19 protein-coding genes are annotated in these 23,074 nt (G+C 44.2%); 5 read left to right on the top strand and 14 right to left on the bottom strand.

What is annotated here, in order from left to right; all coding sequences use genetic code 11:
• Position 1: 1 nt before the first annotated feature.
• Positions 2-562, bottom strand: coding sequence for an ECF-type riboflavin transporter substrate-binding protein (locus tag MHH50_RS23915; protein WP_340033527.1), 561 nt, complete (start codon positions 560-562; stop codon positions 2-4).
• Between the two features lie 151 nt (positions 563-713).
• Positions 714-2,939: a hypothetical protein gene (locus tag MHH50_RS23920; protein ID WP_076278796.1), complete on the bottom strand. Its 2,226-nt coding sequence runs from the start codon at positions 2,937-2,939 to the stop codon at positions 714-716.
• Between the two features lie 209 nt (positions 2,940-3,148).
• On the opposite strand from MHH50_RS23920, the gene MHH50_RS23925 reads away from it, so the two are divergent.
• Together MHH50_RS23925 and MHH50_RS23930 are read left to right on the top strand one after the other, a co-directional pair.
• A complete protein-coding gene (locus MHH50_RS23925; RefSeq protein WP_036683898.1) occupies positions 3,149-3,883 on the top strand; it encodes an AzlC family ABC transporter permease in 735 nt (244 codons plus the stop codon).
• The gene (locus MHH50_RS23930) at positions 3,874-4,200 is read left to right on the top strand and encodes an AzlD domain-containing protein (RefSeq protein WP_076192109.1); all 327 of its coding nucleotides are present in this window, start codon (positions 3,874-3,876) and stop codon (positions 4,198-4,200) included. The genes MHH50_RS23925 and MHH50_RS23930 overlap by 10 nt, the downstream gene beginning before the upstream one ends.
• Positions 4,201-4,541: 341 nt before the next feature.
• Here the strand turns inward: MHH50_RS23930 and mtaB are convergent, their stop codons facing one another.
• The 7 genes from mtaB to MHH50_RS23965 form a co-directional block, all read right to left on the bottom strand.
• Positions 4,542-5,885 carry a tRNA (N(6)-L-threonylcarbamoyladenosine(37)-C(2))-methylthiotransferase MtaB gene (gene mtaB, locus MHH50_RS23935; RefSeq protein ID WP_076192111.1) on the bottom strand — a complete coding sequence of 448 codons (1,344 nt, stop codon included), beginning with the start codon at positions 5,883-5,885 and terminating at the stop codon, positions 4,542-4,544.
• 3 nt (positions 5,886-5,888) lie between these two features.
• Complete coding sequence (locus MHH50_RS23940) at positions 5,889-6,653, bottom strand: RsmE family RNA methyltransferase (protein WP_340033528.1); 765 nt, start codon at positions 6,651-6,653, stop codon at positions 5,889-5,891.
• Between the two features lie 179 nt (positions 6,654-6,832).
• Entirely contained in the window at positions 6,833-7,516 is a 684-nt protein-coding gene (locus MHH50_RS23945; RefSeq protein WP_076128966.1) for a site-2 protease family protein, read from the bottom strand.
• Positions 7,517-7,518: 2 nt separating this feature from the next.
• The gene (gene prmA, locus MHH50_RS23950; protein ID WP_036683907.1) at positions 7,519-8,571 is read right to left on the bottom strand and encodes a 50S ribosomal protein L11 methyltransferase; all 1,053 of its coding nucleotides are present in this window, start codon (positions 8,569-8,571) and stop codon (positions 7,519-7,521) included.
• A gap of 209 nt (positions 8,572-8,780) precedes the next feature.
• Positions 8,781-9,359 carry a DNA-3-methyladenine glycosylase I gene (locus MHH50_RS23955; protein WP_076192116.1) on the bottom strand — a complete coding sequence of 193 codons (579 nt, stop codon included), beginning with the start codon at positions 9,357-9,359 and terminating at the stop codon, positions 8,781-8,783.
• A gap of 104 nt (positions 9,360-9,463) precedes the next feature.
• Entirely contained in the window at positions 9,464-11,140 is a 1,677-nt protein-coding gene (locus tag MHH50_RS23960) for a DUF4179 domain-containing protein (protein ID WP_139329916.1), read from the bottom strand.
• A complete protein-coding gene (locus MHH50_RS23965) occupies positions 11,100-11,660 on the bottom strand; it encodes an RNA polymerase sigma factor (protein ID WP_076128962.1) in 561 nt (186 codons plus the stop codon). The genes MHH50_RS23960 and MHH50_RS23965 overlap by 41 nt, the downstream gene beginning before the upstream one ends.
• A 154-nt stretch (positions 11,661-11,814) precedes the next feature.
• On the opposite strand from MHH50_RS23965, the gene MHH50_RS23970 reads away from it, so the two are divergent.
• Both MHH50_RS23970 and MHH50_RS23975 read left to right on the top strand, forming a co-directional pair.
• On the top strand, positions 11,815-12,069 hold the full coding sequence (locus MHH50_RS23970) for a hypothetical protein (RefSeq protein ID WP_340033529.1): 255 nt from the start codon (positions 11,815-11,817) through the stop codon (positions 12,067-12,069).
• A 98-nt stretch (positions 12,070-12,167) separates the two neighbouring features.
• On the top strand, positions 12,168-12,323 hold the full coding sequence (locus MHH50_RS23975; RefSeq protein WP_179088332.1) for a hypothetical protein: 156 nt from the start codon (positions 12,168-12,170) through the stop codon (positions 12,321-12,323).
• An 87-nt stretch (positions 12,324-12,410) separates the two neighbouring features.
• Here MHH50_RS23975 and MHH50_RS23980 read toward each other — a convergent pair whose 3' ends face one another.
• The 4 genes from MHH50_RS23980 to MHH50_RS23995 form a co-directional block, all read right to left on the bottom strand.
• Complete coding sequence (locus tag MHH50_RS23980) at positions 12,411-13,322, bottom strand: methyl-accepting chemotaxis protein (protein WP_076281213.1); 912 nt, start codon at positions 13,320-13,322, stop codon at positions 12,411-12,413.
• 692 nt (positions 13,323-14,014) lie between these two features.
• The gene (locus tag MHH50_RS23985; RefSeq protein WP_076281212.1) at positions 14,015-14,389 is read right to left on the bottom strand and encodes a hypothetical protein; all 375 of its coding nucleotides are present in this window, start codon (positions 14,387-14,389) and stop codon (positions 14,015-14,017) included.
• Between the two features lie 97 nt (positions 14,390-14,486).
• Entirely contained in the window at positions 14,487-14,666 is a 180-nt protein-coding gene (locus tag MHH50_RS23990; protein WP_340033530.1) for a YfhD family protein, read from the bottom strand.
• Positions 14,667-14,704: 38 nt separating this feature from the next.
• On the bottom strand, positions 14,705-15,064 hold the full coding sequence (locus MHH50_RS23995) for a hypothetical protein (RefSeq protein WP_036683926.1): 360 nt from the start codon (positions 15,062-15,064) through the stop codon (positions 14,705-14,707).
• Between the two features lie 283 nt (positions 15,065-15,347).
• On the opposite strand from MHH50_RS23995, the gene MHH50_RS24000 reads away from it, so the two are divergent.
• Positions 15,348-19,904, top strand: a complete 4,557-nt coding sequence (locus MHH50_RS24000) for a S8 family serine peptidase (RefSeq protein WP_340033531.1) — start codon at positions 15,348-15,350, stop codon at positions 19,902-19,904.
• Between the two features lie 1,912 nt (positions 19,905-21,816).
• On the opposite strand, the gene dnaJ is transcribed toward MHH50_RS24000, so the two are convergent.
• A complete protein-coding gene (dnaJ, locus tag MHH50_RS24005; RefSeq protein WP_036677487.1) occupies positions 21,817-22,941 on the bottom strand; it encodes a molecular chaperone DnaJ in 1,125 nt (374 codons plus the stop codon).
• Between the last annotated feature and the right edge of the window lie 133 nt (positions 22,942-23,074).

Raw genomic sequence — 23,074 nt, forward strand, 5'->3', positions numbered from 1 at the left:
CTCAAGCTTCTCTAGTCAAGCTGCCCTGTTTCGTTCTTGTCTTAGCATACGCAATGGCTAGTAAAGATCCGATCACTGCCACCGAAGCTATATTTAATGCACCTGCGGTCAGTCCTTGCGTAAATACTTTATTAGCGGGTTCTGCATAGATCAGAATATCCAACACTGGGGCTACAAGGAACCAAGCTACAGCATTCGCTGCAATCTGAGCCAAATTAAAGCGTATTATTTCCTTCCGTCCGAATTCCCCGTCATGAATAGCGATTCTAGCTACTAACAAGCCAATAACCAGCCCTACAATTCCTGATGATATGACCCAACTGAACCATGGCGATCCATAAGATATCGTATCCTTCAGGGTATGCCCGATCAGGCCTATATATAATCCGGCAAACGGGCCGTACAATAGGGAGAACAATGCCAGTAATGCGTATGTAGTCTCGATGTTAGTGTTTGGAATACCCGAAGGAATCGAGCCGAATCTCCCCAATATAACGAATAAAGCAGAACCAATACCAATCGCTACAATCGTCTTGATCGACAACACCTTTTGTTTTGCCATGTTTTCATCTCCCCCAACGCATCTATTATGTTTTAAGTGATTATACATCGGAATAGTCGGAATTACTATAGAATCTAAATAAAAAAATCTGCAAAGCAACATAATGTTGGCTTTGCAGATTCATAGTTGATAATTCAGATCCTATTCTCTATTACTTCACTGTCACTGATACTGTAACTGTTTTGCCGCCTAGCTTTCCTTTAATGGATGTCGTTCCTTTACTCACAGCTACAATCTGACCACTTGCAGATACTCTCGCTACAGAAGGCTTGGAGCTAGTCCATACCGCACTTCCAGTAACAACAGCAGTCTTACCAGTATCATACTGTGCAGTCACAACTACATTCTGAACGGCTCCCGGAGCCATTTTCAGTCTGCTCTCATTAACGGTCAGCTTTGTTAATTTAGGAACTACAGTAATTTTGACACTAGCAGCAATCCCTTGGTAAGATCCTGTCAACGTAGCAGTACCTTCTGTTACTGCTTTAACGGTTGTAGCTTTAACCGTAGCAACCGCCTCGTTTGAGGACTCCCAATTCATACTGCTGGAGACATTCCCTGTCTTACCATTAGAATAATAAGCCGTTACCTTTATCGCTTTAGAGCCTTTAATGTTCATTTCGATAGCAGTAGGTTCTACAACTAGCTTAGTAACCTTTTGTTCAATGGTAACTGGGATACTGATGGTTTTATTAGCGTAAGTTCCCTTTAAAGTAGCAGAACCCTTCACCAGTCCTTTGATTACCTTACCGGAAGTTGTTGTCTTGATAATCGCATTCGTACCGGTAAGCTCCCATTCCATAGTTGCAGTAGCATCAAGTTCACTGCCGTTTTCCATCACAGCTTTTACTTCAGGAACAGCCTTCTCTTCACCAGTAACAATCACCAGGTTTTCTTCTGGTCCAAGCAAGACAAGGACTTTATCTTTCACTGTAACCTTTACTTCAACACTTTTTTCTCTTACAGCAGTTTTTGAAGTCGTTGGGTTTTCTGATTTTATTTTACCGATAACCTTCACAATACCTGCCGATTCAGCTACAATCTTGCCGTCTTTAATGGTGGCAATCTCATCATCCGCAGAGGTCCACTCAATATCACTACTAAGATCTAGCTTTGTTCCGTCAAGCTTTGTACCATTTACTTTTGGAAGGCTTACGGTGTCATCTGTGTAAAGCTCCAATTCCGTCTTGTCGGCTGCCAGTTCTGTGATCGTAGGATACACTGTCAGCTTAAAGCTTTTATTAATTCCTCTGTACTCTGCTTTAATAACCGAAGTTCCCACTGCTTTAGCAGTCACTGCCGCAGTATCGCTACCAGGCGTAACGGTTGCCGCCAATTGGTTATCCGAAGTCCATACTGCGCTGCCTGAAATGTTCGGAGTAGAATTCGCAGCATCGCGAACCTCAGCTTTAACGTTCAGGGTTTCGCCCATAAACAGGAATTGATCTCCTGTAGGAGTAAGTAGTAGCGCTTCATAAGGAGCACGTACATATACGTCTACTGTTTGTGTAATCCCTAGATAGGATACTGTAATTACAGCTTTACCAGCAGACAACACTTTGATCTCGCCTTTGTCTACTGTAGCTACACTAGCACTAGAAGAGGACCATTCTGCTTTCTCTGAAATATCATTTGCGCTGGATTTTGTAGTTTCTTTAGTCTCTGCAACCAACTTCAAAGGTGCATCTCCGACTAGCATCTCTAGTTCTTTAACGATTTTGTCGTCATGTTTAAGCTCAATTTCAGAATAAGGCAATTTCACTACAGCCTTAAAGGTTGCTGTTAAGGTCTTGTATTTGGCAGTGATCGTTGCTGTACCTTCACCAGCCAAAGTGATCTTACCTTCTGCAATGGTCAACACGCTTGTGTTGGAGCTGCTCCAAGTAGTATCAGCCGTTACATCCTTAGCAGAAGTCGCTGTTTCTCCACCAATCGCATTGGCTTTGACCAGCAGTTTATCCTCATCATCACCCAATTTGTAGTTCCCTTCAGAACTATATTCGAGCTTCAGTTCTTTAACAGGATGGGCTACCTCAACTTCAATGGTAGCAAGTGCATGATTATAAGTCGCTGTAATAATAGCTTTTCCACTGTCAATCGGAGTCAATAGGCCATTTACTACCTTTACAGCGTTTGTGTTAGAAGAATTCCATACAACTGCACCTGTCACATCTTTTTTAGATGAGGACCCTTCCACATTCGCATATACCTTAAGTTGCTTTGGCGTTTGTCCAACCGTAAGCTCTACTTTAGCGGAGCTTTCGAATTCAATCGAGTTGATATCACCGGTCGCTGCAAAGACACTTACCGGAAAAACCGCAGTAGCTAACAATATCATGATGAGGAGCATTTTCGTCATTTTCCTGTACACAGTCATTTGTTCTCTCCCTTAGGCTATAATGTCGTTCGGTGGTTTATCCCCACACTCTTTTACTTATATCGACAATTGTACCCTAAGTGTTTACCCCCTGGCTCTATAAAGCGAAATTCGGGACTTTCAGACTAGATAATACGGTAAAGGTTGATCAAAATATTAGGAAGTAATATGCTAACTACTAAATTCTTTCTTGAAACAAGGGGGCTACGATGAGTGCAGAGAACGTCCAACTAGAAGCAATCCCGTCTCCTAAACAGGAAGATAGCTTCCTTAAAGGGGTAAAAGATTGTATTCCCACACTACTAGGCTACTTAAGCATCGGACTTGCAGCAGGTGTTGTTCAAAAGACAGCCGGGCTCAGCATTGCTGAGATTGCCTTAATCAGCTTGATTCTTTACGCGGGCTCAGCTCAGTTTATAGCTGCTGGAATGATAGCTGTTAGCAGCTCGCCTGCGGCCATTATTATTACGATATTTATCGTGAATCTTCGCCATATTTTGCTTAGTGCAGCTCTTTCACCTTATTTCCGCCATCTTTCCCCACTGAGAAATATGCTGGTTGGTTCTTTATTGACTGATGAGACCTTTGGAGTTGCCATCAATCAAGCTTTGAATAAGCAGCAAATCAGTGAAAAATGGATGCACGGTCTAAATCTCACCGCTTATTTAAATTGGTTTCTTGCGAATGTAGCGGGAGCTTTTTTAGCTCAGTGGATCTCAGACCCTGATCAATTCGGTTTACAGTTTGCCTTACCTGCGATGTTTATTGGCATTCTTGTAATTTCCATGATTGACCGTAATAAAATCAAACTAGATTTGGTTGTCGCAATCCTTGCCGTGATCATAGCAGTAGGAAGCTCCTTCCTATTCTCCAGCAGTGTTGGAGTGATTATCGCTACAGTCATTGCTTCAACGATAGGGATGGTGTTTGAAAAATGGAAGTAAGATGGGATGTCTTTCTGATCATTCTAGGAGCAGCTTTTGTGACCTTTATTCCCAGGGTGGCTCCGCTCATGATCCTTAGCCGGTTTGAATTGCCAGAATGGGGAATGCGCTGGTTAAACTATGTTCCTATCTCTGTTATGGCAGCATTAATAGGTCAGGAGATATTTTTGAATGATGGGAAATTTTCGTCTTTAGCTAATAACATTGAGCTTTTTGCGGCATTGCCTACTTTTTTGGTTGCGATAAAAACCCGGAGCTTGCTAGGCACTGTACTGGCGGGGATTGTTTCAATCATGATCCTACGGATGTTTTTTTGATCCACTTCTACGCGTTGAAGTCACTATCGGACACAGTTGACCTTATTCGCAGCATTATCCCACTTTTGGAACACTAACGGACACCATAGTCGCTATTGTCATGAAAAACACCTATTATGAACCACTTTCTAAGGAATAGCTGCACTGGAGTCCGAAACTAAGCATAAAAGGCAAAAAAAATGCAAATAACGCCATCTGGGTCCGAAAGCATCATGAGATTGTTATGAATTGGTGGTCTAGACAGCAACAACTTAAAAACAGAGCAGCCCTTCCCCGCTAACGGGAAAATGGCTGCTCTGTTGTCTTTTACTAATATCTATTGCTTAACGGATATCAATTGCTTAACGGACAGCCTGCTGAAGCCCAGTCTGACTAACCCCGACCAACTCACCGCGGCATTCGTTCACGCCAGCTTCCGTTATCCTCACCTGACAAAGTTCTCCTTGGAGTGAATCTTCACCATCGAAGAACACCTGCAAATAGTTGTCGCTAAATCCATGCTGGATATTGCGCCCCGGCGCCCCTTTAGCAGCTCTTTCCGGAATAACACTTAATGTCTGGCCTACAAATTTGCGAGCATAAGCTATTTGCATTTCTTCCGAAAGATCAATCAGTTCCTGCACGCGTACATTTTTGATTTCTTCGTCGATCTGATTCTCCATCCGCGCTGCCGGAGTGCCCGTCCGCTTGGAGTAAGGGAATACGTGCATCTCGGAGTAATTAATAGCCTTCATGAAGTCGTAGCCGGCACGGAACATTTCCTCGGTCTCCCCCGGGAACCCAACGATAACATCCGTAGTAATCCCGACATCTGGCATCGCCTGACGGATCAGCTGCATTTTGGCGTAATATTCTTCTGTCGTATATTTACGGCGCATCGCTTTCAGCACATCATTATGTCCGGCTTGCAGCGGGATATGCAGATGACGGCACATTTTAGAGGAACGGTTCAGCACCTCCAGCAGCTTCTCATCGATCTGGCTAGCTTCGATAGAACTGATACGTACCCGCTCCAGTCCATCCACCTTATCTAGATCCCACAGCAAATCGGCTAGACGGTAATTATCAAGATCGTCACCGTAACCACCGGTATGAATACCCGTGAGAACAAATTCCTTATACCCTGCTTCTACTAATTGATGTGCCTGGGTTACGATACTTTTGGGATCACGGCTGCGGGAAAGTCCACGCGACCATGGAATGATACAGAATGTGCAGAAGTTGTTGCAGCCATCCTGAATCTTCATAAAAGCACGCGTCCGATCCGCAAAGCCAGGTACATCCATCTCTTCGAATTCACGTGTCTTCATAATATTACGAACAGCGTTGACCGGCTGACGTGAGGCTTCAATGTTCTTTACATGCGTCATGATCTGATCGCGGTCCTGGTTACCAATAACAAGATCGACACCAGGAATATCAAGAATCTCACCAGGAGAGGTCTGCGCATAGCAGCCAGTAACCGCCACGATAGCTTCCGGATTGCGGCGAACGGCACGACGAATCATTTGACGGCTTTTTTTGTCACCTGTATTAGTTACAGTACAAGTATTAATCAGATATACATCGGCGGGTCCCTCGAAATCGACCTGCTCGTAACCTTCATTTTTGAATAGCTGCCAGATGGCTTCGGTGTCATAAAAATTCACTTTACAACCTAAAGTATAAAATGCTACGGATGGCATCTCTTAAGCTCCTCCCATTTCTCCCGATTCATATAAAATACAAGAAGCGGCAACCATACCCGCTGTCTCACAGCGCAGAATACGCTGTCCTAGTCCTACGGAAACCGCACCAGCTTCTTCTGCCTTTTGGCATTCCTCTGGTGTAAAACCCCCTTCAGGACCTACTACAATCAGTACCTTCCCACCAGCCTGTGGTGAAAGCGAGGATAACCAAGGGGCAACACTGCTGCGAAGCTGCAAGCCTTCTTCTTTTTCATAACAGAAATAAACAGCATCATATTCACTAAAAGTCTGTAGCAGCTGCTTCCAGGATAACGGTGAGCCTACAGCCGGAACGATGTTCCGGTGTGCCTGCTCGGCAGCTTCTTTACAAATTTTACGCCAGCGGTCCAGCCGCTTACTTTCCTTGCGTTCATCGTATTGTACAATCGTGCGCTCCGACAGAAAAGGAATAAAACCAACGGCTCCAATTTCTGTACACTTTTGAATGACAGTTTCCATCTTATCGGCCTTGGGTAAGCTCTGAGCCACTGTGATTTTTATCCGCGGTTCATGCGTCATCTCCAGGGTTTCCAGGATGTTCACTGTCACTTCCCCTATTTCGATCTGAGCAATCTCCACTAACGCTTCACGGGAGACGCCATCGCTGACAATAAGCTTGTCCCCAACCTTACCGCGCATGACTTTGGCAATATGCCTTGCATCTTCCCCGTCAATTCTAACGTTATCTGCACCAAACTGCTCTGGTGTAACAAAATATCGCTGCATCTCTTCATCATCCTGTTCATGAATTCAGTAAGAAGAAACGGTAAAGACGCCTTAATAAAGACGTCACCCGTTTCTTAGAGAAATATAACTATGGATCAGGCGAAATTTAACTATCCTATTTTTCAACAAATTACATAATACAATGTTTAAGCAGGGTTGACCAGACTTCAGTCCCTACCTTAGCTGCCAAACATTCTTAGGAATAGCTGCACAAATGTTCTCGACATTTCACTAGCCCAGTGGCCAAGAGGATCGATGGTATAGGTTCGTAACCCTGGAATAAACAGAATTAATAAAAAGATAAATACAGCCCATTGCTCAAATTGCTGTAATCTGCCCCGAATGGAGCGAGGAGCAATATCCTCCACAATCCGGTATCCATCCAGCGGAGGCAATGGAATCAGATTGAACAAGAATAAAAAGAAGTTCCATTGAATAAAGGTGCCAAAGAACAGATAGACTGCCTCTAAAACGCGATCATTGGAGATCGACTCTAATACACCGGTTGCCGCAAGCACCCCATATATTAAAGCACCAATAATCCCTAGTAACAGGTTACTGATTGGGCCCGCAGCAGACACAATGACTCCCATCAGACGGGGGCGGCTAAAGTTATCACGGTTTACAGGAACTGGACGTGCCCACCCGAAACCAGCAACCAGCAGCAGTAAAATACCAAAAAAATCGAAGTGTACAGCAGGGTTAAGCGTCATACGTCCTAATAATCTAGCGGTAGGGTCACCGAACTTATTTGCGAAATAAGCATGACTGAATTCATGTACTGTAAAAGCAATTAAAATCGTAATGAGCAGAAAAGGAAGCTGATCCAGATCTACACGTATTATACTTTGCAATATATCCATTTTTACCTCTTTCCGGCTGTAAATGCCACCCAATCTTCTTCACGGGATACTTCCATAATCTCAAAGCCGGACTCTTGTAGTGCGTTAGCCACAAGCCCTTCTTTATCCTTGTAAATACCAGAGGTAATATACAAGCCTCCTGGCTGAAGTGCACGATACACATCATCCGTAAACAATACGATGATTTCTGCCAAAATATTCGCAACTACAATCTTCACCGGGAGTGTAACGCCGAGGCTATCCTCTGTTACTTGCTCCGCAGGTGTTCCCTCAAGAGTGTGACCCGGTCTAGCGGATGGCCACATTTCTCCAGCAGCCGTGTCAGCTACACCTTCACCGCCTAGCAAGGAGAGCAAGTCGCTTTCTTTTACCGTAATGAACTTTTCAAGTTTATTCAGTGCTACATTCTCGCGCGCACTTTCAACAGCTACCGGGTCCAAATCTAACGCCAGCACGGATTTCGCACCGAGCAGCATTGCACCTACAGCCAATATTCCTGAACCCGTACCAACATCGATTACTTCTTCGCCGCCGCTAATATTCTTCTCGAGCGCACGCAGGCACAAAGCTGTTGTAGGGTGAGTCCCTGTACCAAATGCCATACCAGGGTCCAGCTCAATGATTGCTTCATCTGGGCTCTCAGGTGTATATTCCTCCCAAGTTGGTTTAATCGTGAGACGCTCCGATACCCTGAGCGGTTTAAAATATTGCTTCCAAGCATGCGCCCATTCGTCTTCATCTACGGTTTTCCAAGAAATCAGCGATTTGCCCGGATCAATGCCGTACTCACGCAATTCTGCTACCCGTGGAGTCAGTTCTTCTATAACAGCATCCATATCCGTGGAATCGGCATAATAACCTTTGATTACCGCTTCCCCTTCTGGGATATCATTCAAGGGTTGGTCGTATAATTCACCGTAACGCGTATTCCGTTCTTTACTGAGTGTTCCGGATTCTTCAATAGAAACCCCACCCGCTCCTGCTTCATATAAAAAATTCGAAATCATTTCTTGTGCATCTTCTGTTGTATGTATCGTCACTTCATGCCATAACATCTTTATGTGATCCTCCTAAAGTTTTGTGAGCGTTAGCTTCATTGATTAACTTCGTGCAAAACTGGCTTCGAAAGCATAGGCTTAGTTTTGTGAGCGTTAGCTTCATTGATTGACTTCGTGCAAAACTGGCTTCGTAAGCATAGACTTAGTTTTGTGAGCATTCGCTTCATAGTATAACATTTCTTCTTGGGGTAACGCCAAACTACAGATCAACGCTCTGCCATGCCCGTGCTGTTCCTGCAAAAGCAATCGAGCGAATGATCATCTACCATCCCCGATGCCTGCATAAAAGCATAACATATGGTAGAGCCGACAAACTTCATGCCTCGCTTTTTTAATGCTTTACTCATTGCGTCAGACTGAGCCGTTGAAGCAGGGACATCCGCACGTGTCTTCCAATGGTTAAGTGTAGGCGCGCCCCCCACAAAGCTCCAGAGATAATCTGAAAAGCTGCCTGTTTCCGCACTAATTTGCAAATATACTTTTGCATTACGAATGATAGAATCAATCTTTAAGCGATTTCTAATAATCCCGGGATCGTTCATCAGCTCAGCAATTTTCAGCTCATCATAATGCACAATTTTTTCCGGATCAAATCCATCAAATACCTCTCTGTAATGTGCCCGTTTTTTTAAGACGGTGTACCAGCTTAACCCTGCCTGCATGCCTTCGAGCATAAGTAATTCAAACAGCTTCCGGTCATCATACAGAGGTTTGCCCCACTCTTCATCATGGTATGCGATATATAAAGGATCCTCATTAACCCAAGCACAGCGAGTGATTTCCATCCTTTTCTCTCCTTTACGCTAATCCTCGCTGAGTCCACTCAGCATCTACTCACTGTAAACGAAAAAAAGGGAAGAACACAAGGTTCCTCCCTAAAAAAGATTTTCTATGGCCGCAGCTGCACTCTTGTTTCTTTATCCGGATCGTCAGTCGTATAGAAGAATATATAAATAGAAGCTTCTGTACCTTTGAAACCCTTGTAAACATCAATGGCCTTATTGTTTCCATCCCCAGTGAAATTAACGGTCAGAGGTTTACCTAAAATACGCTCTTTCCCCAGTCCGATATGGGTCTGGTTAATTCCACCGAAGCGAGCATCTTCACTTTCAGTCTCTACATAAAGATCGGCACCCTGCATATAGTACGTCCATTTTACCGGGTATCCGCTAAGCTGCTGGATAAGCGTCTGTTTCTTATCAGATATATTCGTCAACAGAAGTGGTGTTTTTTCGTCCTTGTTAATTTTATAGCTGCCGTGCTGAGTCACCTTGTATTTAGCAACAAAGGTAATTGGCGTCTCTTCTGTGATTTCAAGGTCAACTGGCCGCTCAAAACGAAGCACTGTTAATTCCGGCTCACCTTCTGGAGATCTCCAGAAATTGCCCTCCAGCGTCTTGCCTGCTACTTCAAGAGTAGACTTTTGATACGGGAAATTATTGCCTTTCTCTTTACTTCTAATAGCGATTCGAATTTGAGTAGGCGTCACTACCATTTTCTCCAGCGTGTAATTAGGTTCGCCCTCTTCTAGCGGCAGATTCAATGAAGTATTTATGGTTCCGCTCTCCATCTGCTTTTTGCTTAATTGAAGATCAAAAGCTAGGGGCCCCTCAACCTTTTTCTCTTGTTTCATGTACTGCAGCTTGTAATTCACTTCTCCGCTGGAAATATCAGCCGCCTTAAAATATTGCTGGGACGTATATTCCCCGTTTTCTCCCGGTGTACCGAAAGCACCTCCAGCCAGCGAATTTATGAGCGTTCCGTTTTTGTAAGCCACTATATTTGGAAAGGCCCATTCTTTTGTTTCTGGCTGATCAAAAATGATTGCTGAAGAGAATAATATTTTTTCTTGTCCTTGGGTAAAAGGTTTCACCTCTATGCTGCGCATTCCTTCCTGTCCAATAGGAAACTTTTGTGTCTCCTGCGATTGGATATCCAGCGGTAAATCTAACTCCTGTGTACTAAAGGCTTGCAGATTATCTGCAACTAGTTGCACATTCACAGTATCCTTTTTCGGTGTCCAATCACTCTCGAAATATCCGTTGTAATGTTGATTTTTCTCATCCCATAACACATAACTGAACTCACTAGGACCATTCGCCCCATCTGCGCCCTTCAAAGTCATTCCATTAACATTCCAATTTTCATTTTCCAAGCGTTTTCCTACATCCAAAGTGAATAAGATAACCGTCCGATTCTCATCCACAATCGCTGTATGTAGCTTCAGAGTTACTCCATCCTGCGTCACTGACTGGTTCAGTTGTTGTCCGAGATTTTGGGCCAGCGCTGCTTGAACGCCTCCTCTTCCATGGAGCAAATTATCCCAATCATAATGCACTGCTGCATATACGGGTGCCGCTGCAATAAGTACTGAAAATGAAGCCACCACAGCTATTTTACTCCAGTTTCTCCCTCTGTTCCCGCTACCATTCGCCATACGAAGTTGTAGGGGAGTCATTGTACTGTTTTCTTGCTCTAAACGTCCCCACATGCGTTCAAAATCTGGATAAGGCACGCCTTTATCTTCATTTAAACGATGCTCCAGCATATTTTCTAACTTTTTCAAAAGCTTCGCCCTCCTTTAGTTCAAGTTGAACCCCAGCCTCCTGCAGGATTCTCCTCATTACCGTTAGCCCTTTATGCAGCCTAGATTTGGTCGTTCCAAGTGGAATGGACAGCAGATCCGAAATTTCAGCCAGACTGAAATCATGCATATACCTAAGTGTGAGCACCATCCTAAGTTTGATAGGGACCTGGCTCATATATTGCGCCCACTCGACCTCCGTCTCACGCTGCTCAATCTGCTGCTCCACAGCTGTTTCTGCCGTTTTATTAAAGAAATGAAGGTTGTCCGTAATCTTCTGTTGTAAAGTCCGTTTTCGTTTCAAATGATTGAGGCAATGGTTGACCGTTATTTTCATAATCCAAGCCTTGATATGCTCCACGTGCTCACGATTACTGCGAAATACGGTAATAAAGACATCCTGAGTCAAATCCTCTGCATCCGCCGCGTCATGCACCATATAGTAGCAAGTCCGGTATACATCTTTATTGTAGGTTTCAAATAACTCCCGGTTACTCTCCAAATTTTACGCCCTCCTTTCTTGACTGAGATATCTATATGACAACCAATCCTTGGAAAAGGTTCGTTTTTCTGAGCATAAACTATCGCTACTCTTAAAGACATAGAGAAAATCAAACAGGCTTAATAATCTGAATGAAGCAAATGGAGGAAGGACAATGACTCTTTTAACTACTGGTCCGATAGAAAACAATGTTAACTCAGAAGACAACACAAGACTTACACAACAGGTCACTGTCAAAATTGCTAATGGTAGCGGTCAGATTGCTTCCACAGTTCTGATCGAAGGCTACTACATAAATGAAGAAAGAATTCAATATGTAGGCGATCTGCTAGATGTGATGCCAAATCAGGTAATAACTAAAATTATTTTGCGGATTTTGATACCTTCGAATTTTTTTCACAACTGCTAGTTTGCCAGACCATCCAATCCAAATCTCATTTTGGGGTAAAGACAGTGCAGAGAAATTAGTAACCCAGCATCGATTAGCTACAGCAGAATTACTCGGATATGGGGCAACTGGGGGGACGGGGGGCTAAAGGTGGGACTGGCTCTGATGGGGCGATTGGGGACACCGGAGTTACTAAGGTTAGTGTTACTGTAGACGGAGTCATCACAAATCATAGATATATGATTCCTACCTTGATTGTTAACAAAATCGGATAATACCAACAATAAAAGGGTCCATCTCTTTTAAGTAGGAGACCGACCCTTTTTTGCTGATATTCAATCTATCAACATACATATTAACAATTAAAGGATATCCATAACCTCGCGCGCTTGTGTGTCGAGATTTTGTGCAGAAGAAGCAATCTTCGAAAAATCCTCCAACGCTACCAGAACCTGCTGCTGACTATCTTCTATATTTTCTTGCACTTGATTTGTTCCTATAGAGATCTTTCCAATTTCCAGCGTGATCGCATCCACACTATCCCGTACCTTTATGATCGAATCTTGTACCATGGAAGATAATTTTCTTACTTCTTTTGCCACTACGTCAAAACCTCGCCCATACTCCCCCGCATGAGCTGCTTCAATAGCTGCATTTAGGGCTAATAATTGCGTTTGCGAAGCAATATCGCGAATCGTTTGCACGATGCTATGAATCGATACAGCTTGCTTTTCAAGATTAGCTAGAGTATGTGTATTTTCTATCGATACTTCGGCGATTTTGTTGATGCTTCGTAATAATTCTTGACTGCGCTCAATACCTAAATCTGCTCTTTGATTCAAGCTGTCTGCCATCTCTTGCATCCGTTGGACAACATTACTCATGTTGTTTTGTCTTTGGGTGATATTAGTTGCTATTTTAGATACTCCGATGACTTGTTCATTGCTTTCATCAAATACTGGCATGTAGGTGGCTTCAAGCCAAACCGCATTTCCTTTCGAATCCATTCGTTCGATCTTATCCTGAAAACTCTTCCCTGTAAAAAGATCCTGCCAAAACCGTTCGTAACCTGGGCTATCTGCGAAATGTGGAAAACAGAACTCTTTATGATGCATTCCGTACATTTCATCTTTTTTATATCCCATGGAATTTGCAAAAACTTCATTCACATAAGCTACCCGGCGATCAAGGTCAAACCGGATAATAGCTAAATTTCTTTCTAAAGATCTAACAACAAGCTCATCAGTAACTCCTTGAGAGTGTACCAGCCCCATTCTAATTCCCCCTGAAAAAATTCAATAGTTGATTGGTCGTAGCTAGTATATTCGAACAATTATACATCCTTAATCTGTAGTGTGATATTAGCTATTTTACTTAAAATATTTATAACATCTGCAGACGTTAATATACTCGAAATGATGATAATTAGGGAAAACATCCCTAATGATGTGCAAGATTCGAAGGTTGATCTATCATTTAGGGAAATACTCCCCAAAAACTCATGAAATCAGGTCTTTTTCTATCTTTTCAGGGGATTTTCAGGGAGGTTTTCCCTAAAATCTCTTTTTTTCGAGCATTTAGAGAAAAATAGAGGGAGGTTTTCCCTAATTTCATTTTCCAACAGAAAAATATCTACAGCTATGTCGACTATGAGACCCCCAAATTCTTCTTAGCATTAGCCTTACTTATAAGCTAAAAGCTTGCCCTAACTTAGTTCATTTTTACTGATCCATTACCAAAAACCCCAGCTGCAAATATCAGCTAGGGTTCAAACTCTCAATTTCATTTTCAAATTCCTATCATTCTCAATCCCATTTAGCAAAGTATGGAAGTTCCTCCGTTTTCAAATGCACTCCAGCCAGGCTGCGGCGCAGCAAGCCACGCCTACCCTCACCTTCATGCAGCAGTTATCTGCAACCTGGGCGAATATTTTTCTTCTCCCATTGTACGCACAGTCAAAAGTATCTTACTTATTGGATTTATAATCTTTTATCTTAATCCCCAAAACCATATCCTTCTGATATGCGTCAGCTTGCTTCAAACCAATAATCCTTGGGTCCGAAGGGTAGTGACGTTCAAGATATAACAAAAATGCGTGATGAAACCTAATTTCAGCATCCAATTTATTCAGTTCATTCGGATGATTCTCTAGTTCGGTTAATTCTGCTTCCCATCGATACAAATCGCTCGCCTCAGAGCGCTCCATATGAACCTTCTCTGTCAGCTCCCGCAACTCACGATAGGCCCGTTTTACTTTTGGAGAGTACAACTGCTTCTGGTTCAAATAGGTTAATAATGCGATCAATAAGGCTAATCCTGTCCACAAAATAACGTTATCCATCTTTTCCCCCCACACTTAAGCTCTTCGCCCTAATTATACATGCCCAAACGCAAAAATACCCCACAAAGTGAGGTATCCGCCTTAGCTTTTTTAGCTGCTATTCTTTCTTTATAATCTCATTCAGCTGACGTTTGTCCGCTTCTTGTGCGCGATCCTGAGCTTCAATATCATCAAGATCGGCTTCCGCCGCCGAGAATTCTACATCCTCTGCTTTAGCTTCGTATAACATTTTCAATTTCTCCGTCTTGGAGAAGATTTGTGAGTTCTCTCTATCCATTGTTCGTCTCCTTTCTTCTTACTTAATGAAGTGCCTGATCAGACCATCCCGCCTGCTTCTTCAATTAAGCGCAGAGCCTGATCGTAGGACTCCGTATGCACAATAACCGTAAGCAAAATATCTCTCCCCGTTGGACCACCGTTACCACCATGACTCATCCCGCTAGAGCTGGTGTCCGCAGCTGCAAGTATGCCTGTGTGTGCATGCTCAGCAGTCATGGAGTCCATTCTGGCCACATTGCCTGTCACCGGATTTACCCCTGAGCTAAAGCTGGTACCTCCATATCTACTGAAGCGATCAATGGAAACTTCAATGGCCCGAAGTGCACGAAGCTTGCGCGCGACGCCTTCGGCTTCCTCTGGACTTTTAAAATATGCCAAAATATATCTTTCCGACATCTTATCCCCGCTCTCGCTTGAAATTCAGATATCTGTTGCATTCATTTATATTGTCTTAATTTCATTTGTTTTATGCTCTGATTTTCTTATATTCCACTTATCTACTGGGAATTCGACATTTTCCTCAACGCTTCGCTGCAATATGGTACTAAAGTTGTATATTCGATTTGAAGTTATAGCTGTAGAATAAATTTAATTTTCATAATTTTTTACATTTTATTTTGAGGAGGAGAACCACAGACACATTGCAATACAAAAAATTCATTTGGGAGGATGAACTTATTTGAAACGTACCTTTAAACACTCTATTCAAAGATTCGGTATTGGAGCGGCAAGCTTCGGACTGGCTGTGTCTGTTCTTTTTCCATCAGCTGCATTTGCGAACTCATCCCTTGAATCTTCAACCCTGGTTACGGATGTACAGTCTCAAAGTGTAACCCCTCATAACTATGCTGGAATACTCAAAGGTTCAGCACCAGTTTCAGTAATTGTGGAATTGACTAATAAACCAGTCAGTGTGTATGTAAATGAGGCAAAAACTTATTCTTTACGATCCTCAGTCTCCTCACAACGCAGTAAAATTATCTCAGAGCATAAAAGCTTTATTTCCTCAACACAGAAAATCGATGCCGATATCGGTTTTGAATACAGTGAGATTTTTAACGGGTATTCCATTACGCTGCCAGCCAATCAAGTAAACAAGCTGTTAGAGCTTCCAGGCGTTGCGGCTATCTATCCAAATGAAGAAGTACATGCACTAGCAGACAGTGTTGAAGTAGCGACATTACCTGTTACACGTTCCTATTCAGACAGCGGCAAGCTAATAGGCGCGGACAAACTACATGATTTAGGTTACACAGGCAAAGATATACAGGTAGCTGTTGTCGATACTGGTATTGATAAGAATCACCCTTTGTTAAAAGATAATTATAAGGGTGGCTATGATGTATATGATCAGGATGATGATCCGGCTGAAACAGCCCCTGATGCTAACTTCCCTCCAAGAGCAGGTACTCCTTACGAAACCTCGCATGGTACACACGTTGCCGGGACAATTTTAGATGTGGCACCTGAGGTAGAATTGTATGCGTATCGCGTACTTGGTCCCTATGGATCTGGTTCCACAGCGGATGTAATTGCGGGTATTGAGAAAGCAGTCGATGACGGAGCAGATGTTATTAACCTTTCTCTAGGCTCTAGTGTCAACCAAAGCTATTCCGCGAGTTCAATCGCGATAGACAATACCGTAAAATCGGGCGTGAACGTTATTGTTGCCGCCGGTAACGCTGGTCCTGATGCAGGAACACTGGGCGAACCCGCTGGTGCCCAACTCGCGCTTAGTGTTGGAGCTTCTACTACTCCGATAAATACCCCTTTCTTTGATATTGGTGATGTTAAAAAGATTCCCGGGACATTAGCCAGTTACTCCCCAGATTTAATCGATAATATTGCTGGCAGTAAGATCGTTTTCGCTGGTCTTGGGAGTCCTTCCGATTACAAAAATCTGGATGTCAAAGATAAGGTAGTGCTTGTTGATCGGGGCTCGCTGAGCTTCTCAGACAAATCTCTTAATGCCAAAGCTGCTGGTGCGAAGCTTTTGCTGATTGCCAATAATGAGCCTGGTGAAATCAGCCCCACCCTTGGTGCGCCTGGAGATTACATTCCTACCTACGGAATCAGTCAAGCCGATGGCAAAAAAATAAAAACTCAGATGGCTGCTGCTAAAGATATAATCAGTTACTATATAGCGCTTGAAGTAAATCAGTTAGCAAACTTCAGTTCTATGGGTCCAGGGATGCCCGATTATCTAATAAAACCTGATGTTGTAGCGCCCGGAGTCAATATCAACTCGACGATCCCTAGCTGGGATGGGAACTATGACCAAGCTTTCGGCTTGAAAAATGGCACTAGCATGGCAACCCCACATGTTGTAGGAGCTGTGGCTTTGTTACTGAGTAAAAACTCTGATCTGAAGCCAAATGAAATTAAAGCTCTGCTGATGAACAATGCTGATCCTATCTTTAACCGTGATGGGAATTCTTACTCCTTGTACCAACAAGGTGCAGGTTTAATTAATCTGGAGAAGTCGATAAACGCTAAATCCATTGCTAAAGTCGGTGAGATCCTTAACAGCGGTCTTCCCGGTACTGTTGAAATCCCTTATTACACAGGTTCCTTATCCTTCGGCTTACAGCCAAAGGGTGTTACTGTAACGAAAGCTGTCTATGTAGAGGACTTTAAAGGGAATGGAGAAACATACACCCTGTCCACCAAATGGCTGACAGAAGCTCCTACTGATATTAGTATTGATTTTGCACCAAACAGCGTTACCTCAGGGGCAGATCAATATGCACAATTTACACTCAATGTATCTAAAACAGCAAAAGAGGGCGCATATGAAGGCATCCTGTTACTTACCTCTGATACAGAAACCCTTCGTCTGCCATTTAACGTTGTTGTAGGTGACCAATTTAATGTAGCACCTATTAATCAGCTCTCTTTTGAAAGTCCACAAATTTCACCTAATGGTGATGGTCGCTCAGACGACACCACATTTACCTTTTCTGTCAATGAAGAGCTGGAAGGCATAAGTTTCGTTGCCTCTTCAAAAGATGCTCCCGCAACAGTTTTAGGTGAAGTTTATGCGATCGATGAGAAGATCTATCGTGGTGTATACGAAGTTCCAAATTGGGATGGAACATTAACAGACCTGGAGACCTCCGCCAAGTCTACTTTAGCAGATGGTCACTACTACATCATTCCTGTGCTTCCCAATGGGCAACTGCTCGAGAAACAAAAGGCCGAGTTCACAATTGATACCGAGAAGCCGCTAGTTTCCGGCATCACCATTGAGGAGTATGAACGCGAAGCGCCAACCGATCCTGGCGTGGCACAAATTAGTGGTTTCATTGATGATGACCTAATGGCCTATTATATTTCTAATACAAACCCTATTGGAAACTGGTTTACCGTATATGCCGAAGGCAAACATTATGATGGGAATGCTTATAAATTTGGCGGTGTGATTGCAAATAACGGTTCCTTTACCATTGATGTTCCTGTTAACGAGGGGCTAAATGAGTACAAAGTCCATGTGGTCGATAAAGTTGGCAATGGTGCAGACGACGATGATTACGTTCAGCGGCTGCTTTATAGCACAGGGGACGGAACTTTCACAGTAACTCCGGCTCTTTCTGCATCCACCATTGAAGTAGGACAATCTGTGACCGTTGATTTAGATTATTCTGTGACAGACGAGGTTTATGGCGTCTATGGGGCTTCATTCGGTGTCATATATGATGATTCCCTTGATACACCGGTAATCCAGCCAAGCGTACAGCTGGTTACGTATCAAGAGGAGCATTTCTCTAGTGTTCCACTTACAGAATATTCACAAACGTATGACCTTGGAGACGGCCAAAAACTGACACAATATAGTGTCAATCTGTCAGGAGGTGCTTATCACGGCTCTGGCTCACTAGCCCAAATAACCTTCGAACCAGCAACAGCAGGAGATTATTCCTTTGAGCTATATGATGTCCAGATTTGGAATGATGCCACAACATCAACCATCCCATCTGGTTTGAGAACAGTAAGTGTAACTGTAAACACACCTGAAAAACCTACACCAACGCCAACGCCAACACCAACACCAACGCCAACACCAACACCATCAGCAACGCCAGATCCAACAGAAACACCAACACCGACACCATCGCCTACATCGCCTCCATCTTCTGAGTCGTATGTACCTACAGCAGCCAGCACTCCCACTCCTGGACCTTCTTCGAAATCCGGGAAGCTAGTAGAGACAGCCGATCCAGCTGGTGGTAAAGCTTCAGCGGTGTTTAATATCTTAGATACTGCATTAACAAATTCGATTCAGAATGCAAAAGATAAGACTTCTGTACTTGATCTTAGCGATGTGAATTTCAATAAGTATAGCCAAGTTGTTATTACGCTTACCCCGGCGCAAGCTGAACAGTTGAAGAAATCGGAGAATGCACTCAGCCTTAACGGTAATGGGTTCAATGTTCTTATTCCAGCGGCAACCCTTCCGGATTTCATTAGCAGCAGTGGTTTGTTGCTTACGATAAGTCTGGCTGATGCTAGTGATGCAGCAGTGTTATCAGAAAGCTCAGCTGCGATCAATATTGGTTCTTCCATTCTTACCATCAAAAATGGTTGGACAACCGGAAAGCCGGTTACCCTTCAGCTTAATCTAAAAGACAGCAGTCTACGTGATGCTCGAAAAACTGCCGCCTATGCAGAAACAAAGGATCATAAATGGTCCTATCTGCAACCTGGATCTTTCTCTAAAGAAGGTATTCTACAGTTTACAGTTACTGGCGACGGCTCTTATAGCGTGGCATCCCGTAATGTAAGCTTCAAGGATATCGGCACACACTGGGCTAAAGGCGATATCGAAGTTCTTGCTGCTCATGGCATCATTGCCGGCAAAGGAACCGATGGCAGCTTCAAACCTGCTGACACCTTAAATCAAGCGGAACTGTTAACGCTCTTCGACCGTCTACTCGGAAAAGGTGACACATGGAATACTCGTATCAAACAAAGTGGTTCACGCGATGTGCTGACTCGCGAAGAAGCAGCCCTTATCATTGCTGAGGCCCTAGGCGCTGATCTTACAGTAGCTAAGACTCCTTTGAGCTTTAAGGATGCCGACAACATCGCTGCAGAAGCACGTAACGCCGTAGCCTATGCTGTAAGCAAAGGTTATCTCAAGGGCGTTGGTGCGGACAACTTCAATCCACAAGGCACTCTGACTCGTGCACAAGCAGCAACGATTCTGAGCCGTGTGTTTGAGGACCTACGTTCTTAAACAGTATCTAGTTGAACTCTCAAAGAAAGCCCCAGCAGCCATTTGGCTGCTGGGGCTTTCTCGTCTTAAGGTCACATCTGCGGCGTATACGAGGCAACTATCGGACACAGTTGCACTTAAACGCTGATTTATGCGACATTTGCCATGCCAACGGACCCCATAGTCGCAATTAGCACGAAAGACACCAACTTAATCGATATTAGCACGAAAGTCACCAATCATGAGGGCTTTTCTGGGCAATAGCTGCCCACACGAAAAACACCAATCATGAGCACTTTTCTAGGCAATAGCTGCACTGGAGTCCGAAACTTCGCTCAAAAAGCGATAAATTTGCAAATAGCGTCAACTGGGTCCGTATGCCTCCAGCGTCTTCCGGGTCCTATCCACTCGGATGATTATTCTCAGCGCTATCGGACACAGTTGCACTTAAACGCTGAATTATGCGACATTTGCCATGCCAACGGACCCCATAGTCGCTATTAGCACGAAAAACACCAATCATGAGCACTTTTCTAGGCAATAGCTGCACTGGTGTCCGAAACTTCGCTCAAAAGGCGATAAATTTGCAAATAGCGTCAACTGGGTCCGTATGCCTCCAGCGTCTTCCGGGTCCTATCCACGCAGAAGATTATGCTCGGCACTATCGGACACCGTTGCACTTAAACGCTGATTTATACGACTTTTGCCATGCCAACGGACCCCATAGTCACTATTAGCACGTAAAACACCAAATATGAGCACTTTTCTAGGCAATAGCTGCACTGGAGTCCGAAACTTCGCTCAAAAGGAGAAAAATTTGCAAATAGCGTCAACTGAGTCCGTATGCCTCCAGCGTCTTTTGGGTCCTATCCACTCGGATGATTATTCTCAGCGCTATCGGACACAGTTGCACTTAAACACTGGATTATGCGCTATTTGCCATGCCAACGGACCCCATAGTCGCTATTAGCACGAAAAACACCAATCATGAGCACTTTTCTAGGCAATAGCTGCACTGAAGTCCGAAACTTCGCTCAAAAGGCGATAAATTTGCAAATAGCGTCATCTGGGTCCGTATGCCTCCAGCGTCTTCCGGGTCCTATCCACGCAGAAGATTATGCTCGGCACTATCGGACACCGTTGCACTTAAACGCTGATTTATGCGACTTTTGCCATGCCAACGGACCCCATAGTCGCTATTAGCACGAAAGACACCAAATATGAGCACTTTTCTGAGCAATAGCTGCACTGGAGTCCGAAACTTCGCTCAAAAGGCGATAAATTTGCAAATAGCGTCAACTGGGTCCGTATGCCTCCAGCGTCTTCTGGGTTCTATCCACGCAGATGATTATTCTCAGCGCTTTCGGACTCAGTTGCACTTAAACACTGGATTATGCGCTATTTGCCATGCCAACGGACCCCATAGTCGCTATTAGCACGAAAAACACCAATCATGGGCGCTTTTCTGGGCAATAGCTGCACTGGTGTCCGAAACTTCGCTCAAAAGGCGATAAATTTGCAAATAGCGTCAGCTGAGTCCGCAAGCCCACCTAGATAATTCAAAGCATATAGTGTGTTTAAAAAAGCTGGAGACCAGTCGGGGGTTCCAAGGTTAAGGGTTCGCGGTTCGCGGTTCGCGGTTCGCGGTTCGCGGTTGCCGGGGTTGCCGGGGTTGCCGGGGTCACCGGGGTTACCGAATTTACCGGGGTTACCAGGTTTACCGGGGTTACGGGATTGGCCGAGTTAGCCAAACACGCAGAATTTCGCAGGTTCAAGCATCACAGCTCATCCAAAGAATTGCATGAGGTTAGTTAAATGGCCCTACCATAATCTCATGCTAAACAAAAACGCAGAGCAGCGATCCCCCAAGAACGGGAGGATCGCTGCTCTGCTGTCTTTTTCTATTCATTTACTGAATGAATGAGTTAGGATATCAGTCCCCGCGAAACGCACGTTTCACACGATCAAAGAAGGACTGCTCGTGCTCATGTGTGTTTTCTCCGTTCAGAGAAGCGAACTGGCGTAGCAATTCTTTTTGCTCTTCATTGAGCTTGCTAGGTGTCACAACAATTACCCGTACATGCTGATCACCTTGGCCAGATCCACGCAGACGTGGAACACCTTTACCTTTGAGGCGGAAGAAAGTGCCTGTTTGCGTTCCGGCAGGAATCTTCAGCTTCACTTTTTCGGTTAAGGTTGGAATTTCAATCTCATCACCAAGTGCTGCCTGTGCAAACGTAAGCGGAACCTCGCACATAATATCATCGTTCTCACGCACGAAGAAATCATGCGATTTAACACGGATAACAATATACAAGTCTCCAGCAGGACCGCCGCGTAAGCCACCTTCGCCTTCGCCAGTCATGCGCAGCTGTGCACCGTCATCAACACCGGCCGGGATACGCACATGGATCTTGCGTTGCTTTTTAACTTTACCCTGTCCGGCGCAAGTCGTACATTTTTCCTTAATAATCTTACCTGTACCACTGCAATGTGAACAAGGACGACGATTACGCATCTGTCCAAGCGGTGTATTCTGTACGAATTCCTGTTGTCCACTACCATGACATACGGAACAAGTCTCTGGTTTAGTGCCCGGTTTAGCCCCGGAGCCGTAGCAGGTATCGCAAGTTTCTGTACGTGGAATAGTAATATCGGTTTCTTTGCCGAATACCGCTTCCTTGAATTCAATGGTCATGGTATACTGCAAATCCCCACCGCGCTGCGGTGCGTTAGGATCACGGCGTCCGCCGCCTCCAAAGAACATATCAAAGATATCGCCAAGTCCTCCGAAGTCGCCACCACCGCCGCCTCCGAAGCCGCCCATACCTTGGTTAGGGTCAATATGGCCATATTGGTCATATCTAGCTCGCTGTTGTCCATCACTAAGAACATCATAAGCTTCTTTTACTTCCTTAAACTTAGCTTCAGCGTCATCTGCTTTATTCACGTCTGGGTGATATTGGCGCGCCAATTTCCGGTACGCTTTTTTCACCTCATCGTCTGAAGCATCTCTACTAAGGCCAAGCACTTCATAATAATCGCGTTTATCTGCCACTGCTTTCACCTCCGTGCATACATACTCAAATTCCTTATTACCTGTCAAACAAACCATTATACGATAAAACCTCAGGATCTGACCATCCAGATTCAGCGATGTTTATTCTTACAATATCAGAAGGCGCATTCGC

Origin of the sequence: Paenibacillus sp. FSL H3-0302, assembly GCF_037982245.1 — a bacterium.
GTDB lineage: Bacteria > Bacillota > Bacilli > Paenibacillales > Paenibacillaceae > Paenibacillus_AQ > Paenibacillus_AQ odorifer.

Excerpts from the sequence above, each read along its gene's own strand:
- MHH50_RS23915 (WP_340033527.1), bottom strand. The coding sequence starts at position 562 with ATGGCAAAACAAAAGGTGTTGTCGATCAAGACGATTGTAGCGATTGGT.
- MHH50_RS23920 (WP_076278796.1), bottom strand. The coding sequence starts at position 2,939 with ATGACTGTGTACAGGAAAATGACGAAAATGCTCCTCATCATGATATTG.
- MHH50_RS23925 (WP_036683898.1), top strand. The coding sequence starts at position 3,149 with ATGAGTGCAGAGAACGTCCAACTAGAAGCAATCCCGTCTCCTAAACAG.
- MHH50_RS23930 (WP_076192109.1), top strand. The coding sequence starts at position 3,874 with ATGGAAGTAAGATGGGATGTCTTTCTGATCATTCTAGGAGCAGCTTTT.
- mtaB (WP_076192111.1), bottom strand. The coding sequence starts at position 5,885 with ATGCCATCCGTAGCATTTTATACTTTAGGTTGTAAAGTGAATTTTTAT.
- MHH50_RS23940 (WP_340033528.1), bottom strand. The coding sequence starts at position 6,653 with ATGCAGCGATATTTTGTTACACCAGAGCAGTTTGGTGCAGATAACGTT.
- MHH50_RS23945 (WP_076128966.1), bottom strand. The coding sequence starts at position 7,516 with ATGGATATATTGCAAAGTATAATACGTGTAGATCTGGATCAGCTTCCT.
- prmA (WP_036683907.1), bottom strand. The coding sequence starts at position 8,571 with ATGTTATGGCATGAAGTGACGATACATACAACAGAAGATGCACAAGAA.
- MHH50_RS23955 (WP_076192116.1), bottom strand. The coding sequence starts at position 9,359 with ATGGAAATCACTCGCTGTGCTTGGGTTAATGAGGATCCTTTATATATC.
- MHH50_RS23970 (WP_340033529.1), top strand. The coding sequence starts at position 11,815 with ATGACTCTTTTAACTACTGGTCCGATAGAAAACAATGTTAACTCAGAA.
- MHH50_RS23975 (WP_179088332.1), top strand. The coding sequence starts at position 12,168 with ATGGGGCAACTGGGGGGACGGGGGGCTAAAGGTGGGACTGGCTCTGAT.
- MHH50_RS23980 (WP_076281213.1), bottom strand. The coding sequence starts at position 13,322 with ATGGGGCTGGTACACTCTCAAGGAGTTACTGATGAGCTTGTTGTTAGA.
- MHH50_RS23985 (WP_076281212.1), bottom strand. The coding sequence starts at position 14,389 with ATGGATAACGTTATTTTGTGGACAGGATTAGCCTTATTGATCGCATTA.
- MHH50_RS23990 (WP_340033530.1), bottom strand. The coding sequence starts at position 14,666 with ATGGATAGAGAGAACTCACAAATCTTCTCCAAGACGGAGAAATTGAAA.
- MHH50_RS23995 (WP_036683926.1), bottom strand. The coding sequence starts at position 15,064 with ATGTCGGAAAGATATATTTTGGCATATTTTAAAAGTCCAGAGGAAGCC.